General features: G+C 72.7%; 7 protein-coding genes. 2 read left to right on the top strand and 5 right to left on the bottom strand.

Annotation, left to right across the window (positions count from 1 at the left end):
- Positions 1–214, bottom strand: a 214-nt coding sequence (locus ACFW1A_RS36265) for a LysR family transcriptional regulator (protein ID WP_380417098.1), incomplete at its 3' end; no start/stop codon positions are given.
- 89 nt (positions 215–303) lie between these two features.
- Here ACFW1A_RS36265 and ACFW1A_RS36270 point away from each other — a divergent pair.
- Entirely contained in the window at positions 304–1,257 is a 954-nt protein-coding gene (locus ACFW1A_RS36270) for an EamA family transporter (RefSeq protein ID WP_380417105.1), read from the top strand.
- Here ACFW1A_RS36270 and ACFW1A_RS36275 read toward each other — a convergent pair.
- From ACFW1A_RS36275 to ACFW1A_RS36290, 4 genes are all read right to left on the bottom strand, one after another.
- Positions 1,208–1,753 carry a GNAT family N-acetyltransferase gene (locus ACFW1A_RS36275; RefSeq protein ID WP_380417107.1) on the bottom strand — a complete coding sequence of 182 codons (546 nt, stop codon included), beginning with the start codon at positions 1,751–1,753 and terminating at the stop codon, positions 1,208–1,210. The genes ACFW1A_RS36270 and ACFW1A_RS36275 overlap by 50 nt on opposite strands.
- Positions 1,754–1,769: 16 nt before the next feature.
- Positions 1,770–2,504 carry a class I SAM-dependent methyltransferase gene (locus tag ACFW1A_RS36280; RefSeq protein WP_380417110.1) on the bottom strand — a complete coding sequence of 245 codons (735 nt, stop codon included), beginning with the start codon at positions 2,502–2,504 and terminating at the stop codon, positions 1,770–1,772.
- Positions 2,501–3,133 (bottom strand): GNAT family N-acetyltransferase, encoded by a 633-nt coding sequence (locus tag ACFW1A_RS36285; protein WP_380417112.1) that lies wholly within the window; start codon positions 3,131–3,133, stop codon positions 2,501–2,503. Before ACFW1A_RS36285 ends, ACFW1A_RS36280 begins: the two co-directional genes overlap by 4 nt.
- Before the next feature lie 78 nt (positions 3,134–3,211).
- Positions 3,212–3,670 carry a DUF5709 domain-containing protein gene (locus tag ACFW1A_RS36290; RefSeq protein WP_380417115.1) on the bottom strand — a complete coding sequence of 153 codons (459 nt, stop codon included), beginning with the start codon at positions 3,668–3,670 and terminating at the stop codon, positions 3,212–3,214.
- Positions 3,671–4,626: 956 nt separating this feature from the next.
- On the opposite strand from ACFW1A_RS36290, the gene ACFW1A_RS36295 reads away from it, so the two are divergent.
- Positions 4,627–7,137: a carbohydrate-binding module family 20 domain-containing protein gene (locus tag ACFW1A_RS36295; RefSeq protein ID WP_380417117.1), complete on the top strand. Its 2,511-nt coding sequence runs from the start codon at positions 4,627–4,629 to the stop codon at positions 7,135–7,137.
- Positions 7,138–7,263 lie beyond the last annotated feature (126 nt).

The following is a 7,263-nucleotide window of genomic DNA, read 5'->3' on the forward strand; positions in this document are numbered from 1 at the left end:
CGCACTGCCGGGCGGCGGGCAGGAAGGCCGCCCCGGCCGGGGTCAGCCGCACCCGCCGACTGGTCCGCTCGAACAGCCGGGCCCCCAGCTCCCGCTCCAGCCGGGCTATCTGATGGCTGAGCGCGGACTGGACCACCAGGCACCGCTCGGCCGCCCTGGTGAAGCTGGACGTCTCGGCCACGGCGAGGACGTAGCGCATCTGCTGCAGTTCCATCGATCAACCATCGATCAATGACGGACCGAGATCAATACCTTGACAAACATGTATTGGACTCATCAATGCATCAAGTCGAGACTCCAGTCATGACCAGTCGAACCCTGGCCTTGACCATGCGTACCGCTCTTGCCCCCTCGCTCTGGGGCACCGTCTACATCGTCACGACTCAACTCCTGCCGCCCGACCACCCGCTCTTCGCCGGCCTGTTGCGAGCCCTGCCGGCCGGTCTGATCGCGCTCGCCCTCACCCGGACGCTGCCGCGGGGCGGCTGGTGGTGGAAGGGCGCCGTCCTCGGCGTGCTGAACATCGGCCTGTTCCTGCCACTCCTCTTCGCCTCCGCCGAGCGCCTGCCCGGCGGGGTCGCGGCCACCCTGGCCTCCGCCCAACCCCTGGTGGTCACCGCGTTGGCGCTGCTCCTGCTGCGCGAGCGGCCCTCCGCCCGGCGCCTGGCCTGGGCGGCCGTCGGCGTGGTGGGGGTCGGCCTGGTGGTGCTCGGGCCGAAGGCCGCACTCGACCCGGTCGGCATCGCCACCGGCGTGGCGGGGGCGGTCACCCTGGGCCTGGGCGTCACGCTCACCAAGCGCTGGGGCCGCCCCGCCGGCGTCGGCCCGCTCGCCTTCACCGGCTGGCAGCTCACCTCCGGCGGCCTGTTCCTACTGCCGCTGACCTTCCTGGTGGAGGGCGCGCCGCCCGCCGTCGACGGCCCCGCCGTCCTCGGCTACCTCTGGCTCGGCCTGGTCTGCGGCCTGCTCACGTACGTGCTCTGGTTCCAGGGCATCGGTGCCCTGCCGGTCGCCTCGGTGGCGGTCCTCGCCCTCTGCTCCCCGCTGGTGGCCGCGCTGCTCGGCGCCGTGCTGCTCGGCCAGACCCTCGGCCCGCTCCAGCTCCTCGGCTTCGCCCTCGCCCTGGCCTCGATCGTGGCGGGCCAGCTGCCGCCCGGGGCCGGCCAGACCCGCCGAACGGTACGGCGCCTCCTCGGCCGACCCGCCGTCAGCGAGCCGGACCCCGCCGCGTCGGCTCCGCGGTCGGCTCCGCGGTGAGCTCCGCCGCCAGCAGGTCCATCAGCAGGGCGTCGTGCCAGGTCCCGTCCGCGCCGCGCTCGTAGCGACGCATGATCCCCACCGGGCGGAAGCCCACCTTGGTGTAGCAGCGGATCGCCACCGCGTTGTCGACCGCCGGATCGATCACCAGGCGGTGGTGGCCCCGTTCCTCGATCAGGTGGCGGGCCGCCGTGCGGACGGCGTCGGTCCCGAGCCCGCGACCGTGCACGGCCGGGTCCAGGTAGAGGTCGATGCCCGCGTGGTGGTAGTCGGGGTCGTTCTCCTCGCTCCACCGCAGGTAGCCGACCACCGCGCCGCCGTGCAGCACCACCAGGGAGACCCCGGGCTCGGCGAGGTCCTCCGCCACCGCGGCGGCCAGGTCCTCGCCGCCGCGCCAGTGCCGGTACACCTCCGGGGTGCGCCGGATCGCCGCCAGCGCCGGGATGTCGGCACTGGTCGCGGTCCTGAGCACCACGGACGAACCGGTGATCTCCATGGGGGCCTCCTCGGTGTCAGGCGAGGACCAGCAGGTCCATCCAGCTCTCGGCGGGCTCGGCGGGATCCGCGGCCGCCGCCTCGCCCAAGCGTGCCACGCCCGCGGCGAACTGCTCGTCCGTCAGCACCCGCAGCTTGGTGTCCGCGTCGCGCCGCAGCCCGGCGGCGAACGCCGCGAGGGTGTCGGCGTTGCGCTGCGGCAGCGCGTGCAGGGCGACCCGGGCGAACCCGGCCCCGGCGAACACCTCGCAGACCTGCTCCACCGTCAGGTACCGCTCCACCGACCGGGCCGTCTCGGGGAAGAACCGGATCCGCAGGTCGCGCTCCGCCCGGCCGGGGAAGAGGTTGCGGATCAGCACCGGCGCACCGGGCCGCAGCACCCGGCGCAGCTCCCGGGCGGTGGCGGCCGGGTCGGCGAGGTGGTGCAGCACCGAGCCGAGCCAGGCCGCGTCGGCGCAGCCGTCGGGCAGCGGGAGCGCCTCGCCGCACCCGTCCAGCACCTCGATCCGCGGGTCCGCCGGGATCAGCGCGCGCATCGCCGCGGCCGGTTCCACGGCCAGCACCCGCACGTCGAACCAGTCCCGGAAGGCGGTGGCGAAGGCCCCGGTGCCGGCGCCCAGGTCCAGCACCGTCATGCCGGGGGCCAACCGGGCCTCGGCGGCGATCGTCTCGCGCCAGCGGGTCAGCCCGGCCCGGGGGATCTCGCGGGCGGTGCGGTACTGCTCCGCGGTCGCCGGGTCGTAGCCGCTCACCGGGCGCCCCCGTCGGGGTGGCCGCGGTGCACCGCCCACTCGGGCGCCAGGATCGCCATGTCCAGGTCGTCCACCCACTCCTCGCCGAACGGCAGCACCTGGCGCCGGGTGCCCTCCAGCACGAAGCCCGCCTTCTCGTAGCAGCGACGGGCCCGCGGGTTGAAGGCGTAGACGCTGAGCGCGATCCGGTGCAGGTCCAGTTCCTCGAAGCCGTGGCCCACCAGGAGCCGCACCGCCTCGGTGCCCAGCCCCCGGCCCCGCCCGGCGGCGGCCAGCGCGATCCGGAAGCTGCAGCTGCGCCGGTCCGGCTCCCACTGGTTGAGCACCGCCTCGCCGACGCACCGCCCGGTCGCGCGGTCCACCACCGCGTAGTCCAGCCGGTCGGGCTGCTCGGCCCGGGTGGCGTACCAGGCGCGCATCCGCTGCTCGTCCTCGTCGGTCCACGCGACCGGGGTGCCGTCCGGGCGGCGGCCGTCGGTGAACTGCAGGGACTCGGGATCGGTGAGCCAGTCGCGGACGGCGTCGGCGTCCTCGTCGATCCGGAACGGACGCAGTGTCACCTGGCTGCCAGTCAGCGGGGGCTTGTCGGCGAAGGTGTACCGGCGCGGGCCGGCGACGTGATCGTTCATCCGGCCGATTGTCGCGACCCGGCCGCGGCGGCCGCAACGGGTTTCCGCGCCTCGGACGGGGGCGCCCGGACGCGGGGCTCAGAGCTCCAGCCACTCCGGGTCGTCGGTGGTGTGCATGGCGGCCTCCTCGGCGCTGGCCGCGCCGCCGCAGATGCCGGTGTCCTGGGCCAGCACGTCGCTGCGCGCGTTGTCGGCGGCGATCAGACGGCCGGTGCGGCGGTCGCCGAACTCGGGGTCGAGCGCTTCGCCGTCGGTGCCGGAGGTGTCGCCGATGCCGTCCCCGTCGGGGTCCGCCACGTCGGGCGTCTCGGCGGCGAGGCGCAGGTCCAGGCTCTCGCCCTCGCGCTGCTCGGCGGCGGTGGTGCCCCAGCGCTGCACGCCGAGCGGGTGCTCCGGGGGGTTGTACCCCTCGTCCAGCGCCGACTCCACCCCGCGGTCCTCCAGGGTGTCCTCCGGCTCCAGCGGCCCGATGTCGTCCTGCACCTCGGAGCCGTCCGGCTGGTAGACCTCGTCGCCCATCAACGCCTCGTCCGACATCAGTCACTCCTCGCTGCCCGCGGCTCCTCCCAGAATCCCACGCGGGGGGCGGGTTCGCAGGGGAGGCAGCACCGTGCGCCGGTGGCGACCTCGCGGGGGCCACCGGCGCACGGGACAGGAATTCCCGGACTCGGGGTCAAGCCCGGGCTGCGAGTTCCCGTACGGGCGATTCCCGCGCGCACCGTACGAGTCCCCCGGATTACCGGCGGACCCCTCCCCAGGGTGTCCGCCCGAGCCTCCGGTGGAACCCACCGCCTCCTCCCTGGACAGGCGGTGGGCCTGCGGTTCCGGGTGGCACGGCCCCGAACCGGATGCACAGTATTGACGCGGCGAAAGCAAGGGGTCAACCGGCGTTGACGGCATTCGCGGGAATGGTCCGAAAACCCGCCGAACGGCGCCGGATAAGGTGCGTGGGGCCCGGTTTCACCCCGCCGAACGGCGGGGGCGAAAACCCCCCGTTCGGCGGGTTCCGCATTTCCGTTCCCCACCCGTGGCGCGGCACCGCACCCGGGGTCCCACCGATAGCCCCAGCCGTGGCCCTACCCGGCCGGCCGGGAGCAAACACCTGGCCCCCCGGGGCCCGCGGGGACACGAAACACGTTTCCGCAACTTTCGGTAAGAAGTTCCAAGCGACTCTTGACGCACCCCGGTGCGGCACGGGATCGTCTCGTTCGCGGCCACCGCCCCGAGCCGGCCGCGGCTGACAGCACGTCAACGTCCTGCGGTGACCCCGCAGACGGAGTCGGCCGCCGCGCTCCGCCCGAGACGGACCTCGGGTGCCCCGCGGCACCGGCACAGGCACCTGCCCCACCCCCACGGTGCAGGACCACGCTCCCCCACCCACCCACCGGGCCGCCCGCAACGGCCCCACCGCGCCCGCGTCACGGCCTGCCCGACCTCCCCGCCGTGCGCCGGTGCCCCCTGCGGGCGGTTCCAGAGCCTCGGGAGACAACTCCATGAGCATTTTCCGCAGATCGGGCCGTCCCGCGCCCGGCCGGCGCACCCGGGCCGGCCTGGTCGCCGCCGGCGCCCTGCTGGCCGGCTCGGTCCTACCACTGAGCCTGCAGGGCACCGCGCACGCCAGCGCCCCGAACGGCGGCGACGTGATCGCCAACCTCTTCGAGTGGAACTGGCCCTCGGTGGCCTCCGAGTGCGGCAGCGTCCTCGGCCCGAAGGGCTACGGGGCCGTGCAGGTCGCCCCGCCGCAGGACTCGATCCGACTCAACCAGACCAGCCACCCGTGGTGGGAGGTCTACCAGCCGGTCGCCTACGACCTGCACTCCCGGATGGGCACCCGGGACCAGTTCGCCGCCATGGTGACGGCCTGTCACAACGCCGGCGTCAAGGTCTACGTGGACGCGGTGCTGAACCACACCGCCGGGACCAACCAGTCCAGCACCGACTCCTACGGCGGGGCGAGCTTCAACGAGGGCAGCTACTCCTACTCCTCGGCGGGCTACACCTCGGCGGACTTCCACAGCTACCCGAACAACTGCCCCAACTCCAACCTGGCGATCAACGACTGGAACAACCAGCAGCAGGTCCAGGAGTGCGACCTGGTCTCGCTCTCCGACCTGTACACCGAGTCGGACCACGTGCGCACCGTCGAGGCCAACTACCTCAACGACCTGGAGGGCCTGGGCGTCGACGGCTTCCGGATGGACGCCGCCAAGCACATCAACCAGGCCGACATGACGGCGATCCTGGCCAAGGTGAACAACACCCAGTGGGGCAGCCGGCCCTACGTCTACCAGGAGGTCATGCCGGGCGGCGGCGGCAACCTGGCGATGAGCGCCTTCGAGGGCAACGGCAGCCTGATCGAGTTCAACTACGCGTCCGACCTGCGCGGCCAGTTCACCGGCAACATCTCCAACCTGAAGACCTTCGGCCAGAGTTGGGGCCTGGAGCCGAGCAACAAGGCCACCGTGATGGTGACCAACCACGACACCGAGCGCAACGGCTCGACGCTGAACTACAAGAATGGCGCCACCTACAACCTGGCCACCATCTTCGAACTGGCCTGGGGCTACGGCACCCCGCAGGTCTACTCGGGCTTCAACTTCAACGCCTCCGACGACTCGCCGCCGGCCGACGCCAACGGCTACGTCACCAACACCGACTGCTCCAACGGCTGGACCTGCACCGACCGCAACCAGGGCGTGGCCAACATGGTCGGCTGGCACAACGCGGCCCAGGGCCAGTCGGTGGCCAACTGGTACGACGACGGCTCCAACCTGATCGCCTTCAGCCGCGGCAGCAAGGCCTGGATCGCGATCAACAACGAGGGCTCGACGGTCACCAAGACCTACGCCACCGGCCTGGCCGCCGGCACCTACTGCGACGTCATCCACGGTGACTACACCGCCGCGACCGGCGCCTGCTCCGGCCCGACGGTGACGGTGGACGCGAACGGCAACGCGACCGTCTCGGTCGCGGCCAAGGACTCGGTGGCGCTGTACGCGATGTCCACCCCGTCCCCCACGCCGACCCCGACGCCGAGCTCGACCCCCAGCTCGACGCCGACGCCCACGCCCACCCTGACCCCCACGCCGAGCCCCACCGGCACCGCCCCGGCCGGCCAGGTCGCCCAGACCTTCACCGTGACCGGCGCCCCCACCAGCGCCCCGATGTACCTGGTCGGCTCGGTCGCCGGCCTCGGCAACTGGGCGCCGGCCTCGGCGGTCCCGATGACCCAGTCCGGCAGCGCCTGGACCGTCACCGTCAACCTGCCGCAGTCCACCGCGATCCAGTACAAGTACATCGAGAAGGACGCCAACGGGAACGTCACCTGGGAGCCGGGCGGCAACCACTCCGCCAGCACCGGCAGCGGGTCGAGCGCCGCGCTGAACGACACCTACAACGGCTCCTCGGCCACCGTCTCGGAGTCCTTCGCCGAGAACGCCACCACCTGGTACGGCCAGAGCGTGTACGTGACCGGCTCCACCGCCGCCCTCGGCAACTGGAACACCGCCAACGCGGTGGCGCTCTCCTCGGCGAGCTACCCGGTGTGGAACGCGAGCGTGGCGCTGCCCGCCAACACCGCCTTCCAGTACAAGTACTTCAAGAAGGACCCGGACGGCACCATCGAGTGGGAGACCGGCGGCAACCACTCGGCCACCACGCCGAGTTCCGGTAGCGCGACGCTGAACGACAGCTGGAGCGCGGCCGCCACCAGCCCGGTCGGCGTGACCTTCGACGAGAACCGGACCACGGTCACCGGGCAGAACGTCTACCTGGTGGGCTCGATCTCGGCGCTCGGCTTCTGGGACCCGGCCGGTGCGATCCCGCTCTCCTCCGCGGGCTACCCGGTCTGGTCGAAGACGGTGAGCATCTCGCCGAACACGTCCTTCCAGTACAAGTACATCATCAAGGACTCGGCCGGGAACGTGACCTGGGAGAGCGGCAGCAACCGCTCCTACACCACCGGCGCCTCCGGCGCGGTCACCCTGAACGACTCCTGGAAGTAGCCGCCTTCCGGAGCGGGCCGCTCAACGGGCGGGGCCCGGGCGCCGCAGCGTGGGGGTCCCGGGCCCCGCCGTGCTGCGGTCAGGCCCGGTGCATCCGGTCCCCCCGTACCGCCCGCTCGAAGGCCG

The organism is Kitasatospora sp. NPDC058965 (assembly GCF_042741245.1).
In the GTDB taxonomy this organism is placed as follows: Bacteria; Actinomycetota; Actinomycetes; order Streptomycetales; family Streptomycetaceae; genus Kitasatospora.

What these genes read in the sequence shown, in the direction of transcription:
- ACFW1A_RS36270 (WP_380417105.1), top strand. Translation starts at nt 304, where the DNA reads ATGACCAGTCGAACCCTGGCCTTGACCATGCGTACCGCTCTTGCCCCC.
- ACFW1A_RS36275 (WP_380417107.1), bottom strand. Translation starts at nt 1,753, where the DNA reads ATGGAGATCACCGGTTCGTCCGTGGTGCTCAGGACCGCGACCAGTGCC.
- ACFW1A_RS36285 (WP_380417112.1), bottom strand. Translation starts at nt 3,133, where the DNA reads ATGAACGATCACGTCGCCGGCCCGCGCCGGTACACCTTCGCCGACAAG.
- ACFW1A_RS36290 (WP_380417115.1), bottom strand. Translation starts at nt 3,670, where the DNA reads ATGTCGGACGAGGCGTTGATGGGCGACGAGGTCTACCAGCCGGACGGC.
- ACFW1A_RS36295 (WP_380417117.1), top strand. Translation starts at nt 4,627, where the DNA reads ATGAGCATTTTCCGCAGATCGGGCCGTCCCGCGCCCGGCCGGCGCACC.